The organism is Pseudomonas sp. AN-B15, assembly GCF_019056475.1.
In the GTDB taxonomy this organism is placed as follows: domain Bacteria; phylum Pseudomonadota; class Gammaproteobacteria; order Pseudomonadales; family Pseudomonadaceae; genus Aquipseudomonas; species Aquipseudomonas parakoreensis.
On sequence record NZ_CP049737.1, the window covers coordinates 3511527 to 3526139 of the forward strand.

Genomic DNA, 14613 nt, shown 5'->3' on the forward strand with positions numbered 1-14613 from the left:
CGCCCTCATCGCTGGCAAGCCAGTTCCCACAATATTTGCATTCCACTCCGTTCATTGTGGGAGCGAGCCTGCTCGCGAAGCTGCTAGGCGCCGAAGGCGTCCTTGAGAAAGCCCGGTGCGATATAGCGCTGATAATGCGCTTCCGACAACAGGAAGAATTCCCGATCAATGGCATCACGCAGTTCCGGCAGGTTCCAGTCGCGGAACTCCGGCAGCAACACCATCCCGTAGGCCTCCAGATTAATGATCACCCGCGCCCCGCGAGCGATCAGCTGATAGGCCCAGCAATATTCCGACTGATGCGGTACAAAGCGGATCTTGCGCTGTTCCAGCTGCTGGCGCAGACGCGCCGAATCGAAGATCTCGACCTTGCTCGCCATCACTTGTGACAGCAATTGCTCCAGACGCAACCACACCGCACGCTTTTCCTCCTCGCCGTAACCGTTCCAGTGGATCACTTCGTGGTGGAAACGCTTGCAGCCACGGCACACCAGATCTCCGTAAACAGTGGAGCAGAGGCCGACGCAGGGGGTCTTGATGGTCTGATTGGGCATAAATTGGCAAAACACTGAAACGCGGAACAGGTCGGCATGTTAGCCCTTTGTCGGCCATTGATCACCCCTCAAACGTCAGGGGCAAGCGCTGGATCGCGGTTTGGCGCGCCCGTGCACAACGCCACCAAAGTCCAATAGAGCGCGACTTACCTTTAAATTTTTTTTGCCGTAGAATCAGCCAGCCTTTTAAGGCGCCAATGTCCGTTAGAAGCTGTTTTCAAAGCGTCACGAGCACAGTCGTTCCTTCAGAGCGGTGTTGGCGAAGGGTTTTTCCAGCGGGGAAAAGCCCAACGCCAACCCTCATCAGCTCCCCGTTCTGCAGGCGTAAAACTTTGAAAGCAGCTTCTGTAAGGAATTGCCGGTAATTCTGGCCAAACGACTCACAACGTCGTGCGGTGCATGAGTACGGCAATTTCGGGATGAGCGTCCCGGACACCCATTTGGGACCACTGATGAGGGTAATAACTGTGCTTGAAGCCTACCGCAAACATATCGAAGAGCGTGCAGCCCTGGGTATCGTTCCCCAGCCGCTTAACGCCGAACAAACTGCAGGCCTGGTCGAGCTGCTGAAGAATCCTCCGGCTGGCGAAGAAGCTTTCCTCGTTGACCTGATCACCAATCGCGTACCACCAGGAGTGGACGAAGCCGCTTATGTCAAAGCCGGTTTCCTGTCGGCCCTGGCCAAAGGCGAAGTCACCTCCCCTCTGCTGGACAAGAAGCGCGCTGTAGAACTGCTCGGCACCATGCAGGGCGGCTACAACATCGTGACCCTGGTTGAACTGCTGGACAACGCCGAGCTGGCGCCAGTGGCTGCCGAAGAACTCAAGCACACCCTGCTGATGTTCGATGCCTTCCACGACGTGGCTGAAAAAGCCAAGAACGGCAACGTTCACGCCAAGGCCGTGCTGCAATCCTGGGCTGACGGCGAGTGGTTCAAGAAGCGCCCGGTGCTGGCCGACAAGATCAGCCTGCGGGTGTTCAAGGTCACCGGCGAAACCAACACCGACGACCTGTCCCCGGCACCAGACGCCTGGTCGCGTCCTGACATCCCGCTGCACGCCCTGGCCATGCTGAAAATGGCCCGTGACGGCATCGTTCCGGACGAGCAAGGCAAGACCGGCCCGATGAAGCAGATCGAAGAAATGCGCGGCCAGGGCTTCCCGATCGCCTACGTCGGTGACGTGGTCGGTACCGGTTCCTCGCGTAAATCGGCGACCAACTCGGTGCTGTGGTTCTTCGGTGACGACATCCCTTACGTGCCGAACAAGCGCGCTGGCGGTTTCTGCTTCGGCAGCAAAATCGCTCCGATCTTCTACAACACCATGGAAGATGCCGGCGCACTGCCGATCGAGTTCGACGTGTCGAACATGAACATGGGCGACGTGATCGACCTGTACCCGCACGCCGGCAAAGTCTGCAAGCACGGTACCGACGAAGTCATCACCACCTTCGAAATGAAGACCCCTGTGCTGCTGGACGAAGTCCGTGCCGGCGGTCGTATCCCGCTGATCATCGGCCGTGGCCTGACCGAGAAGGCTCGCGCCGAACTGGGTCTGCCTGCGTTCGACCTGTTCAAGAAGCCGGAAGCACCGGCTGAAAGCACCAAGGGCTTCACCCTGGCGCAGAAAATGGTCGGCAAGGCGTGCGGTCTGGCAGAAGGCAAAGGCGTTCGTCCTGGCACCTACTGCGAACCGAAAATGACCACCGTAGGTTCTCAGGACACCACCGGTCCAATGACCCGTGACGAACTGAAAGACCTGGCGTGCCTGGGCTTCTCCGCTGACCTGGTGATGCAGTCCTTCTGCCACACCGCGGCGTATCCGAAGCCGATCGACGTGACCACCCACCACACCCTGCCTGACTTCATCATGACCCGCGGCGGCGTTTCCCTGCGTCCGGGCGACGGCATCATCCACTCGTGGCTGAACCGCATGCTGCTGCCGGACACCGTAGGTACCGGTGGTGACTCGCACACCCGTTTCCCGATGGGCATCTCGTTCCCGGCCGGTTCCGGTCTGGTCGCGTTCGCCGCTGCCACCGGCGTCATGCCGCTGGACATGCCGGAATCGATCCTGGTGCGCTTCAAAGGCAAAATGAAACCTGGCATCACCCTGCGTGACCTGGTTCATGCCATTCCTTACTTCGCCATCCAGAACGGTCTGCTGACCGTCGAGAAGAAAGGCAAGAAAAACGCCTTCTCCGGCCGCATCCTGGAAATCGAAGGCCTGGAAGGCCTGACCCTGGAACAGGCATTCGAACTGTCCGACGCCTCGGCCGAACGTTCGGCTGCCGGTTGCACCATCAAGCTGTCGAAAGAATCGATCACCGAGTACCTGCAATCCAACATCACCCTGCTGCGCTGGATGATCGGCGAAGGCTACGGCGATGCACGTACCCTGGAACGTCGTGCGCAAGCGATGGAAGCCTGGATCGCCAACCCGCAACTGATGGAAGCCGATGCCGACGCCGAATACGCCGAAATCATCGAAATCGATCTGGCCGACATCAACGAGCCAGTTCTGTGCGCGCCGAACGATCCGGACGACGCCCGTCTGCTGTCCAGCGTCGCTGGCGAGAAGATCGACGAAGTGTTCATCGGTTCGTGCATGACCAACATCGGTCACTTCCGCGCTGCCGGTAAACTGCTGGATCAGGTCAAGGGTCAGCTGCCAACCCGTCTGTGGCTGTCGCCGCCGACCAAGATGGACGCTCACCAACTGACCGAAGAAGGCTACTACGGCATCTACGGCAAGGCCGGCGCACGCATGGAAATGCCAGGCTGCTCGCTGTGCATGGGTAACCAGGCACGCGTTGAGCCAAACAGCACCGTGGTCTCGACGTCGACCCGTAACTTCCCGAACCGTCTGGGCGACGGCGCGAACGTCTACTTGGCTTCGGCCGAACTGGCGTCCGTGGCTTCGATCCTGGGTCGCCTGCCGACCGTCGAGGAGTACATGGAATACGCTGGCAAGATCGACAGCATGGCGGCCGATGTTTACCGCTACCTGTCCTTCGACCAGATCGCCGAGTTCCGTGAAGCGGCTGCGAACGCCAAGATTCCGGTCGTTCAAGCCTAACGCGACACTGCAATGAAAAACGCCGCCCATCGTGAGATGAGCGGCGTTTTTTTATGCGTGCTCTGTTCCACATCATTCCTTGTAGGAGCTGCCGAAGGCTGCGATCTTCGCTCTTGATCTTAAAAAGCAAGATCAAAAGATCGCAGCCTCCGGCAGCTCCTACAGGGAGGCGTCAGATTTCAAGGCTTGCTGCACCGCCCCATCGACGCTCAGCCCGCTGAGTATCACCGCGTTGGCCGTCACCTCCGGCAACGCCTCCAACACGGCCAGCGCTTCCTGTTTGAGCCGCGCCAGAATCAGCCGCTTGCCCTCCTGATGCACCCGCAGGAAAAACTCTTGCATCGCCTCGATACTGGTGCCGTCCAGGTCCGGGGTTTCCTCCAGACTGAGGATCACCGTGTGTACCGGCGCCTCCGAATGACGAATCAAATGCAGCGCCGCACCGAGAATCCGCTCCACATTGGCGAAAAACAATGCCTCACTGGGCCGCACAATCAGCACTCCCGGCTCAACCGTCGCCGTTGGATGTCGCTGCAAATCGACAAAATCGTGCCCGCCGTCGATCCGCCCGAGCACCTGAATGTCCGCCGCCGACATCTGTTTGAGCATCAGCAACACGCTGATCGCCACCGACACCAGCAAGCCGTCGAGAATGCCCAGCACCAGCACCGCCCCCACCGCGCACATCACCAGCAGCCGATCCCGGCGCCAGACGAAGTAGCGCCCCAGCGGATGCAGACTCAAGCCACGCGCCAGCGCATGAATCACGATGGCCGCCAGAATCGGCTCCGGCGTCAGGGCGATCCACGGCAACACCGTCAGCACGATCACCAGCACCACCAGCGCCGCCACGCCACCGGCCCAGCGTGACGTCGCCCCGGCCGCCTCGTTCGCCGACGTCGCCGAATACCCGGCCCCCGCCGGCATGCCATGGAACAACCCGGACAACAGATTCGAGGCCCCCAGCGCCAGCAGATCACGGTTGGAGGTCACACGATCACCGTGTTTGAGGGCGAACGCACTGATCGAGCCGTACGACTCTGCATACAGAATCATCACCAGCGCGAACCCCACCTCACCCAGCCGCAGCCAGTCGGCAAACGGCAGCACCGGCAGATTCGGTACTTCCAGGCTCAGGTCGATCAAGCCGATCAACTTCACACCGTGAGCCGGAAGGTTCAGCCATTGCCCGGCGACGATACCGATCACTACCACCAGCAAACCGCCGGGTATCCTTGGAAAACGGGAGAACAGGCTCAACAACAGCAGAGCCACCGCAGCGACAGCAGCCGCCGGCCAGTTCCATTGCGGCAGTTGTTCGAGCAATTGCGGGGCGAAGCGCACCAGATTGGCATCGGTCAGGTGCACGCCGACCACGCTGGCGACCTGTTTTAGGATGATCGTCAGCGCCAGGCCGAAGGCGAAACCGCGCAATACCGGTTTGGCGATAAACGAAGTCACACTGCCGAAACGAAAGATCCCCGCCAGCAAGAACAGCCCACCGGTGACCAGTACCAAGCCGACCGCCAGCGTCGCGCGTAACTGCGGGTCGCCATTGGCCATGGTCGCGGTGGTCGCCGCCAGCACCGCCGCTGACGAAGACGTGGCCGAGACAATGGCAAAGCGGCTGGTGCCAAACAGTCCGTAGCAGAGCAATCCGGCAAACAGGGCAATCACGCCGGCCTGCGGCGCCAGCGCGGCGATGGTCGAATAAGCGACCGCTTCGGGCAAGAGCAGCCCGGCAATCGACAGGCCGGCGAGGATGTCACGCCAGCGATTGGTGGGTTCTACCGGTTGGGCCGTACTCGACAATCCACTGTCTCCAGACGAAAAAAAGCCGCTGTGCATGAGAGATGCGCAGCGGCCTACTGTAGCTGAAAAGCGAAAGATCGCAGCCTTCGGCAGCTCCTACAGGTATACACAAACCCTGTAGGAACTGCCGCAGGCTGCGATCTCTTGATCTTCAAGCAGTCAGCGAATAAATCAACGCCGAAATCGCCACCAGACCTACGGCGGTGACAAACACGTTCGACGCCTGACCGCGATAGCGCGCCATCGCCGGTACTTTGCGGATCGCGTACATCGGCATCAGGAACAGAATCGCAGCGATCACCGGGCCACCGATGGTCTCGATCATCCCGAGAATGCTCGGGTTCAGGGTCGCGACGATCCAGCACACCACCAGCATGAACGCCGCCACGATGCGATCCAGCGCCTTGGCACCCGGACGCTTGCCGCTCTTGACGATCAGGCCCTTGAGGCCTTCGCTGGCGCCGATGTAGTGACCGAGAAACGACTTGGAGATCGCCACAAACGCAATCAGCGGCGCCGCGAACGCGATGGTCGGGTTGCTGAAGTGGTTGGCCAGGTACGACAGGATCGACAGGTTCTGCGCCTTGGCTTCGGCCAGTTGTTCCGGCGACAGGGTCAGCACGCAACTGAAGACGAAGAACAGCACCATCACCACCATCAACAAGTGGGCGCGGCAGAGGATCTGCGAGCTGCGCTGGTCAGCGTTGACACCGTAACGACGCTTCTGATCCACCGCAAACGCCGAGATGATCGGCGAGTGGTTGAACGAAAACACCATGACCGGGATCGCCAGCCACAGGGTGTGCAGCAGCGCCGACGGTGCCGGCACTTGCGAGGCGGTGGAAAGAATGCCGCCGTTCCAGTGCGGAATCAGGTACACCGCGAGGAACAGCAGCGCAACGATGAACGGATACACCATCAGGCTCATCGCCTTGACGATGGCCTGCTCGCCGCAACGCACTACGGCCAGCAGGCCGAGGATCAACACGAATGACAGCAGCGCGCGCGGTGGCGGCGTGATGTGCAGTTGGTGTTCGAGGAAACTGGCGACCGTGTTGGTCAGGCCGACGCTGTAGATCAGCAGGATCGGGAAGATGGCGAAGAAGTACAGCAGGGTGATCAGCGCACCGGCCTTGATGCCGAAATGCTGCTCGACCACGTCAGTGATGTCGGCGCCTTCGCGACCGGAGAGGACGAAGCGGGTCAGGCCTCGGTGGGCAAAGAACGTCATCGGGAAGGCCAGCAGCGCGAGGATCACCAGCGGCCAGAAGCCACCCAGACCGGCGTTGATCGGCAAAAACAGGGTACCGGCGCCAATGGCCGTCCCGAACAGTCCCAACATCCACGTGGTGTCATGGCGATTCCAGCTCGACAGTTCAGCTGGTGCTGCCGCTTCATAGCGTTCGTCGACGCTATTGGCCTGATCATTCATCCGGTCGGATCTCCGCATTCCGGTCACTTGCCACTCGGTCGGGACGCGTCGGAAAAAACCGACAGACATGCTCCGGCCGAAACAGGGGCGCGATTCTCCGTGATAAATGAGCAGAAGCAAAGACTTAGCTGAGGAATGGTTGTACGGAGCAGATCAGCGGGTTGTCGTTTTCGGGAAAATAGCTGTCGGCTTTGGATACGTGAAATGTCGTTTTCCGGCAAGTCTCAGCGACAACTCCACCGGCAAGACGATCAGATTGATCGAGCGAGGAGAAATCCGAGTGACATGCAAAACAGGCCGAACGCCAGCATTCCCCAGATTGGGTACATATCGCCCTTGTTTTTGATGCGCATTCTTTCTTCCCATTCATCGTGCTCACGTTCCAGCTCTTCCATTCTGGCTTTGCGATCATAGGTACTCATGTGAATTTTCCTTTTTGGGGTCATGGTCTGACAGTTGTGGAACGCGAACATCAGAACTTGAAGAAAACGCCTGCTACTGCGGTGATTGCTGTCACCACCCCAGCCAATACTGCGAGCGGATACAAATCTTTCTCTCTATTAAGCTTTTTCTCCTCCGCCGTTAGCTTTTTTCTCTCGGCTACAAGCTTTCTTGACTCATTCTCCAGCCTGTCGAGTTCCAGATTTTCAAGATCGTTCTTGAGCATTCGCCGTCCTTAGCTATTGCAGTCACTGCCCGAGCTGCTTTGTGCCTCATGATTGCTTGTTCATAACCATTCCGGTAGCAGACGCATCTGCCAAATTCGTAGGCAAAATCCGCGAAAAACGTAGGTAGCCTCGTACAAAAACAGCGGCGAGCTCATCACCCCAAATTTTCAATCTGGCCGACATGTTCTAGCGTGAGAGGAGTTCCCTGCCCCACGGAGTCTTTGCCCATGCCCCTCGTCCACGTCGAAATCAAAAAACACTCTGATCCCAACTTCGCCAAACGCATCGGCGAGCAGATCTACGCCGCCATGCGCAGCACCATCAACGTACCGGAGCACGACAACTTCCAGATCCTCAACGAACACGACGGCGAGCATTTCATCTTCGACCCGCAGTACCTGGGCATCCAGCGCAGCGATGGATTGGTGATCATCCAGATCACCCTCAATGAAGGCCGGACGCTGGAGCAGAAAAAAGCCCTGTACCAGACCATCGCGCACAGCCTGAACAGTCAACTGGGCATTCGCCTGGAAGACGTGTTCATCAATCTGGTGGAAGTCAAAAAGGAGAACTGGTCGTTCGGCAACGGCATCGCCCAATACGCCAGTTGACTGGACTCGCTGGCGTCTTCGTGCAGCCGATCAACAATACCAGGGCGAGCTTCTGACGAAGCGCCCGCGCGCTCCCCGTGTCAGCTCCTACACTGGCTGAAGCGGGGCTGCGGCCATCATTGCCAAACAGCTCTGGAATCAGCACCCTGACACGACTTCGCGACCGAACCGCCATTGATCACAGGAGCCGCGCAATGCCCGCCACCGTTCTGGTACTGGTTGAAACCATCAATGACTATCTGCCGATTCTCGAGCATCAGGGCTTTCATCTGATCCTCGCGCCAACCCCTGCCGAACGCGCGCAAGCCATCGCCACCCACGGGGCACGGATCGACGCGGTACTGACTCGTGGCCCGCTGGGCCTGACCGCCGAGGAAGTCGCCGCCCTGCCGGCGCTGAAGATCATCACCGTGATCGGTGCCGGTTACGAACACGTCGACCTGCAGGCCGCCAGCGATCGCGGGATCACCGTGACCAACGGCGCCGGGGTCAATGCCTCGTCGGTGGCCGACCATGCCCTGGCCATGCTGCTGGCACTGGTACGCGACATTCCGCGCTGCGACGCGGCGGTGCGCCGGGGTGAATGGCCGAAGATCATGCGTCCGTCGCTGGCCAATAAACGCCTGGGGATTCTCGGCCTGGGGGCGGTGGGCATGGCGATTGCCAAACGTGCTCACCTTGGTTTCGACATGCAGATCAGTTACCACAACCGGCAGCTGCGCAGTGATGTGCCCTATGCGTTCTGCTCCACGCCGACCGAACTGGCGCGGGCTTCGGATTTTCTGATCGTCGCCACGCCGGGCGGGATTGGCACCCAGCATCTGGTGACGCGTCCGGTACTTGATGCTCTGGGCCCGACCGGTTTCATCGTCAACATCGCCCGGGCCAGTGTGATCGCCACCGCAGAGCTGATCAGCGCGCTTGAGCAACGACGGATTGCCGGGGCTGCGCTGGACGTGTTCGATCACGAACCGCAGGTGCCGGATGCGCTGAAAACCCTGAACAATGTGATTCTCACGCCGCATGTCGCCGGTCTGTCGCCGGAAGCCACACAAGGTACGGTGGAACTGGTGGGGAAAAACCTGATGGCATTCTTTTCGGGGCAACCAGTGCTCACGCCAGTCATCCTGCCACCGAGACTCACCAACCAGCGCGTGCATTAACAAGCGCCGGCAGCGCCCTGCTGCCGGTGCCTATTCGAAACGCTGATTATCCTGCAACACGCTAACCTATAAGACCGCTGCGCGCTTGTGGCCACCCTGGTGCGCCATTAGATTAGCCAATGATGTCTGGCCTCCAAAATAAGCAGAAGGGATAAGCATGGCGCTTACTGACCAGTCCACCCGTATCCGCTCTGGCGAAGAACTCGATGCCAGCCTGATCGATCCGTACCTCAAGGCGCACATTCCGGGCCTGACCGGCACGCCGCAGATCAGCCAGTTTCCCGGCGGCGCGTCGAACCTGACGTACCTGCTGGAATACCCGGACCAGGAATTTGTCCTGCGCCGTCCGCCGTTCGGCCACAAGGCCAAATCCGCCCATGACATGGGCCGCGAATTCCGCATCCTCAATCAACTGCGCGACGGTTTCCCCTACTGCCCGAAAGCCTACGTGCACTGCACCGACGAGTCGGTGATCGGTGCCGAGTTCTATGTGATGGAGCGGGTCAAGGGCATCATCCTGCGCTCAGATCTGCCGCCAGAACTGGGCCTCGATGCAGCCAGGACCGAAGCACTGTGCAAGAGCTTCATCGACCGTTTCGTCGAACTGCACCGGGTTGACTACAACGCCTGCGGCCTCGGCGATCTGGGCAAGCCGGAAGGTTACGTCGCCCGTCAGATCAAGGGCTGGAGCGAACGTTACGAAAAAGCCCTGACCCCGGATGCGCCGCACTGGGAAACGGTCAAGGCCTGGCTAAATGACAAGATGCCGGCCGACCATCCGACCTCAAGCATCGTGCACAACGACTACCGTTTCGACAACGTGATCCTCGACCCGAACAACCCGATGCAGATCATCGGCGTGCTCGACTGGGAACTGACCACCCTCGGCGATCCGCTGATGGACCTGGGCAACACCCTCGCCTACTGGATTCAGGCGGACGATCCGGCCCCCGTGCAACTGATGCGCCGCCAGCCCAGCCACGCCCCGGGCATGCTGAGCCGCCGCGAGTTCGTCGATTACTACGCCGAACGCTCGGGCATCCGCATCGACAATTTCGACTTCTACTACACCTACGGCCTGTTCCGCCTGGCCGGCATCGTGCAGCAGATCTACTACCGCTTCTACCACGGCCAGACTCAGGACAAACGCTTCGCGCAGTTCATTCACATGAACAAACTGCTGGAGCACATGAGCCTGCAGGTCATTGCGAAATCGAGCCTCTGACGGCCCACACCAAGGAACCCCCATGTCCAAGACTCAGTTGTTCGACCTCGACGGCAAAATCGCCTTCGTCTCCGGCGCCAGCCGCGGCATCGGTGAAGCCATCGCCAAACTGCTGGCCCAGCAAGGCGCCCATGTGATCGTCTCGAGCCGCAAGCTCGAAGGTTGCCAGCATGTCGCCGACGCGATCATCGCCGCTGGCGGCAAAGCCACCGCCGTGGCCTGCCACATCGGTGAAATGGAACAGATCAGCCAGGTATTCGCCGGGATCAAGGAACAGTTCGGTCGCCTCGATATCCTGGTGAACAACGCCGCAACCAACCCGCAGTTCTGCAACGTGCTGGACACCGACCTGAGCGCATTCCAGAAGACCGTCGACGTGAACATCCGCGGCTACTTCTTCATGTCGGTAGAAGCCGGCAAGCTGATGCGCGAAAACGGTGGCGGCAGCATCATCAACGTCGCGTCGATCAACGGTATTTCACCGGGGATCTTCCAGGGCATCTATTCGGTGACCAAAGCGGCAGTGATCAACATGACCAAGGTCTTCGCCAAGGAATGCGCGCAATTCGGCATCCGTTGCAACGCCCTGCTGCCGGGCCTGACCGACACCAAATTCGCCTCGGCACTGGTCAAGAACGACGCGATCCTCAAGCAGGCGCTGACGCAGATTCCGCTCAAGCGCGTAGCCGATCCGAGTGAAATGGCCGGGGCGGTGTTGTACCTGGCCAGTGATGCGTCGAGCTACACCACCGGGGTTGCGCTGAATGTGGACGGTGGGTTCCTGTCCTAAGCCAGACGTGTCTGTGCAGGAACTGCCGAAGGCTGCGATCTTTTGACTTTGATTTTGCAGATAAAGATCAAAAGATCGCAGCCTTCGGCAGCTCCTACACGGGATTGAGGTCAGGCAATGACCTTGGCCAGGTGCCAGCCAAAATGCACCGCCAACCAAGCCGCCCCACGCTACTGCGTGACACACCGGGTGGTGGTGATATGGCGCGTAACCTGCTCGTCAACGTACATATCGCCAGACACCTGAGTGTTCTCCAGCGTCTGGCAGGTACGCACCGGCGCTGGTGGCGGCGCAGCAGGAGGCGGTGGCGGAGGACGGGCGCAGCCGCTCAATAGCGCGACAGAGAAAGCCAGCGACAACGGCAGATACACGCGTTTCCCAGGATTATTCATAGGACGACCCGCGGTGAATGGAAGAGCCACTTCCGCTATCGCGCACGAATACCGCGGATGACGGAAGACCTGACCACTCATTCTTTATAGCCGACTACCCGGCGAGCGCCAGTGAAATGGAGGGGGATGAGGGAATTGGCTGTCGATTTTGTGGAGAGCAAAATCTGTGAGGAAGGGTTGCCTCAGCAAGCAATTTGTTGACTGGGAGGCCGCTATCGCTGGCAAGCCAGCTCCCACAGTGGGATCGGGTGTCATCAGTTAGAGATTGGGTCGGCTGTCAGGCCGCCATCGCTGGCAAGCCAGCTCCCACAGTGGGATCGGGTGTCATCAGTTAGAGATTGGTCGGCTGTCAGGCCGCTATCGATGGCAAGCCAGCTCCCACAGTGGGATCGGATGTTTTCAGTTAGAGATTGGTCGGCTGTCAGGCCGCCATCGCTGGCAAGCCAGCTCCCACAACTTTATTCGTGCACACCCCATGCGGCGAAGCCGCCCCACTCAACACAATGAGCGTTAGCTCGAGTAAAGCTTTTGATCTGAGGGCCCGTCGGCAGGCTGAGTGGAGGGATTTATCCGGGGGTGGGAGCGCAGCGACCGTTTGGCGCAGCCAAACACAGCGAGAGGAGGTGCAGCGAAGCAAACCGTAGGCGCTGCCCCCGGATGAATCCCGCAGCGAAGGAACCCGAGCCTGAGCGAGGGCCGAACGTCAGGGTAAAGCCTTTTGGGTTACCTTTTCGGCGTTTGGAAAAGGTGACCCGCCGTAAGGGCGGAACCATAGGAGGCCGTTACCGCAGCAACGGATATACACCCAACTCCCCTAAAACCCTAAGCCATATCCGGATCCCGAGCAGCCCGCAAAGAATTACTCTCCAACTCATACCGCAACTCATCAATCAACGCCGCCACAGCCTCCGGCGTACGCAACGCATCAAGCTTCAACCCGCTGATCACCAGATCCACCTGTCCCGACTCACGGTGATACAACTTCACCGTCAGCGAATGATCCCCATCCACTGAACACTCGCACGCCAAGGGCGAGAAACTCTGCTCAAGGCTGGCGCGCAACTGCGCAAGATTCATCATGGAGCTTGTTCCTTTAGCTGTTTCGAAGGGAGACGATCCCAAGCCAACAGGCTCGTATCGCACCCCACCAGACTAAGAACTGCCCCACCGCGCCAGAACCTGCATTTGCACCTCATCGATTAGTGCATTTGCACCTACCGCTGCCCCTTGGCGCCGCGTTCGCCGGAAAATAGCCCGCGCTCCCGCGCCCAGACAATCGCCTCGCTGCGACTGTGTACATCGAGCTTGGAATACACCGTCGCTACATGATTGCGCACGGTATTGGGTGCCAGCTTCAACCGGGCGGCGATCTCCTTGTCGGCCAACCCCTCGCAGATCAGCCCCAGCACGTCGCGCTCACGCGCCGTCAGATCAGTGAACGACACGCTCGGCAGTTGCGGCGAGTTGACCTTCTTCACATTCGCCAGTTTTTCGATCAGCGTCCGGCTGAACCACGAAGCATCCTTCATCACCTCTTCGATCGCCGCCACCAGTTCCAGCTCGGTGCGCTTGCGTTCGGTGATGTCCATCAGCACCAGCAGATAGCACGGCGTGTCCTGAATGTTCACGGTGTCAGCCGACACCGCGCACTCCAGCAGCTCTGCATCCTTCCTGCGCACGCGGACGTCGACCCGATCAATCCGACCGCTTTTGGCCAGGGCGTTCAGCAGCCGGGCCCGCGCACCGTCGTCGTCGATGAAATGCAGCTGGGTCACGGTTTTGCCCACCACCTCGTCGCTGTCGTAGGCGAGGGTGTCGAGGAACGCCTGATTGACATCGATCACCTGCTGCTCGTCAGCACTGCAGATCAGAATCGGCACCGGGGTCAGGCGAAACGCCTTGGCGAAGCGTTCCTCACTCTGACGCAGCGCCACTTCCGCCTTGTGCCGCAGCTCCATGTCGACGAAGGAAAACAGCATGCAATCCTCATCATTGAGCACCAACGGTTGCCCGGCGACGATCACTTGCTTGCTGCCGCCATCGGGCAGACGCAGTTGAGCCTGCATCTGTGGAATGGTCGCCACATCGCGCAGACGCTGGATCGCCAGATCCTTTTTCTCAGCCTGATCGAAGACATCGATTTCATAGGCCGAAGTACCGATTACCTGATCGCGGGTGTAACCGGTCATCTCCAGAAACCCCGGATTAACCTTGATGTAACGCAAGTCGCTGAGGCGGCAGATCACCGCCGGCGCCGGGTTGGCATTGAAGGTCTTTTCGAAACGCTGCTCGGCATTGGCCCAATCGGTGACATCGCTCATGATCAGCACCAGCGACTCCGGCTGCCCTTCGCGGTCGGTCAGTACCATGCTGCGCACACTGTGCACCCAGACGCGTTCCGGGTCATCCATGGCAGACATTTCGACCAACAGGTCGCTGAATACCTCACAGCGTGCGACGCGGCTGATCGGATAGTTCTCGGGTGGCAACAGGTGGTTGTTGCGATAACGCAGCGTGAAACGCTTGGCATACTCATCGGCATTAGTGCCCAGCTCGCCGATCCGGCTGACACCGTGCATGGCCAGTGCTGCCTCGTTGGCCCAGAGGATGCTCTGATCGAGTTCCAGCAGAATCACCCCGTCGGACAGCCCGGCGATGATCTGCTGCAACTGGCGACGATTGGTTTCAGTGGTCAGGACTTCCTGGCTCATTGGATCTCCACAGGGAATGCGCGTGTGAAGATTACGACCGCAGGCGTTCGTGATCGTGCCGAGCACTTCAACAACACCATTGCACAGGATTCGCGACTTAAGGGATTGTCGACTAACGTTAATCCCTCATCGGATTGAGCCCCTGCCAGCTACACCGGGCTCTTGATCAAGGAGAGAC

At 59.5% G+C, this 14613-nt stretch carries 12 protein-coding genes; 5 read left to right on the top strand and 7 right to left on the bottom strand.

Translation table 11 applies throughout. The features are described 5' to 3' along the window. Window positions 1–83 precede the first annotated feature (83 nt). A complete protein-coding gene (locus GTQ41_RS15550; protein WP_041067373.1) occupies window positions 84–554 on the bottom strand; it encodes a DUF1289 domain-containing protein in 471 nt (156 codons plus the stop codon). 467 nt (window positions 555–1021) lie between these two features. Between GTQ41_RS15550 and acnB the strand changes: the two genes are divergently transcribed. Then, window positions 1022–3631, top strand: a complete 2610-nt coding sequence (gene acnB, locus GTQ41_RS15555) for a bifunctional aconitate hydratase 2/2-methylisocitrate dehydratase (RefSeq protein WP_047293641.1) — start codon at window positions 1022–1024, stop codon at window positions 3629–3631. 159 nt (window positions 3632–3790) lie between these two features. Here acnB and GTQ41_RS15560 read toward each other — a convergent pair whose 3' ends face one another. From GTQ41_RS15560 to GTQ41_RS15575, 4 genes are all read right to left on the bottom strand, one after another. Further along, entirely contained in the window at window positions 3791–5443 is a 1653-nt protein-coding gene (locus GTQ41_RS15560; protein WP_047293639.1) for a SulP family inorganic anion transporter, read from the bottom strand. A 151-nt stretch (window positions 5444–5594) separates the two neighbouring features. After that, a complete protein-coding gene (locus tag GTQ41_RS15565) occupies window positions 5595–6875 on the bottom strand; it encodes an HAAAP family serine/threonine permease (protein WP_047293638.1) in 1281 nt (426 codons plus the stop codon). Window positions 6876–7126: 251 nt separating this feature from the next. Then, a complete protein-coding gene (locus GTQ41_RS15570; RefSeq protein ID WP_186448472.1) occupies window positions 7127–7297 on the bottom strand; it encodes a hypothetical protein in 171 nt (56 codons plus the stop codon). Window positions 7298–7347: 50 nt separating this feature from the next. Then, the gene (locus tag GTQ41_RS15575) at window positions 7348–7542 is read right to left on the bottom strand and encodes a hypothetical protein (protein WP_047293637.1); all 195 of its coding nucleotides are present in this window, start codon (window positions 7540–7542) and stop codon (window positions 7348–7350) included. Window positions 7543–7770: 228 nt separating this feature from the next. On the opposite strand from GTQ41_RS15575, the gene GTQ41_RS15580 reads away from it, so the two are divergent. From GTQ41_RS15580 to GTQ41_RS15595, 4 genes are all read left to right on the top strand, one after another. After that, window positions 7771–8154 (top strand): tautomerase family protein, encoded by a 384-nt coding sequence (locus GTQ41_RS15580; RefSeq protein ID WP_047293636.1) that lies wholly within the window; start codon window positions 7771–7773, stop codon window positions 8152–8154. Between the two features lie 194 nt (window positions 8155–8348). Continuing rightward, entirely contained in the window at window positions 8349–9317 is a 969-nt protein-coding gene (locus GTQ41_RS15585; protein ID WP_047293634.1) for a 2-hydroxyacid dehydrogenase, read from the top strand. A 157-nt stretch (window positions 9318–9474) separates the two neighbouring features. Next, window positions 9475–10542 (top strand): phosphotransferase family protein, encoded by a 1068-nt coding sequence (locus GTQ41_RS15590; protein ID WP_047293632.1) that lies wholly within the window; start codon window positions 9475–9477, stop codon window positions 10540–10542. A 22-nt stretch (window positions 10543–10564) separates the two neighbouring features. Next, window positions 10565–11332 (top strand): SDR family oxidoreductase, encoded by a 768-nt coding sequence (locus tag GTQ41_RS15595; RefSeq protein WP_047293630.1) that lies wholly within the window; start codon window positions 10565–10567, stop codon window positions 11330–11332. A 1214-nt stretch (window positions 11333–12546) separates the two neighbouring features. Here GTQ41_RS15595 and GTQ41_RS15600 read toward each other — a convergent pair. Next, window positions 12547–12804, bottom strand: a complete 258-nt coding sequence (locus tag GTQ41_RS15600; RefSeq protein ID WP_047293628.1) for a DUF1652 domain-containing protein — start codon at window positions 12802–12804, stop codon at window positions 12547–12549. A gap of 134 nt (window positions 12805–12938) precedes the next feature. Continuing rightward, window positions 12939–14435, bottom strand: a complete 1497-nt coding sequence (locus tag GTQ41_RS15605; RefSeq protein ID WP_041073285.1) for a helix-turn-helix transcriptional regulator — start codon at window positions 14433–14435, stop codon at window positions 12939–12941. Window positions 14436–14613 lie beyond the last annotated feature (178 nt).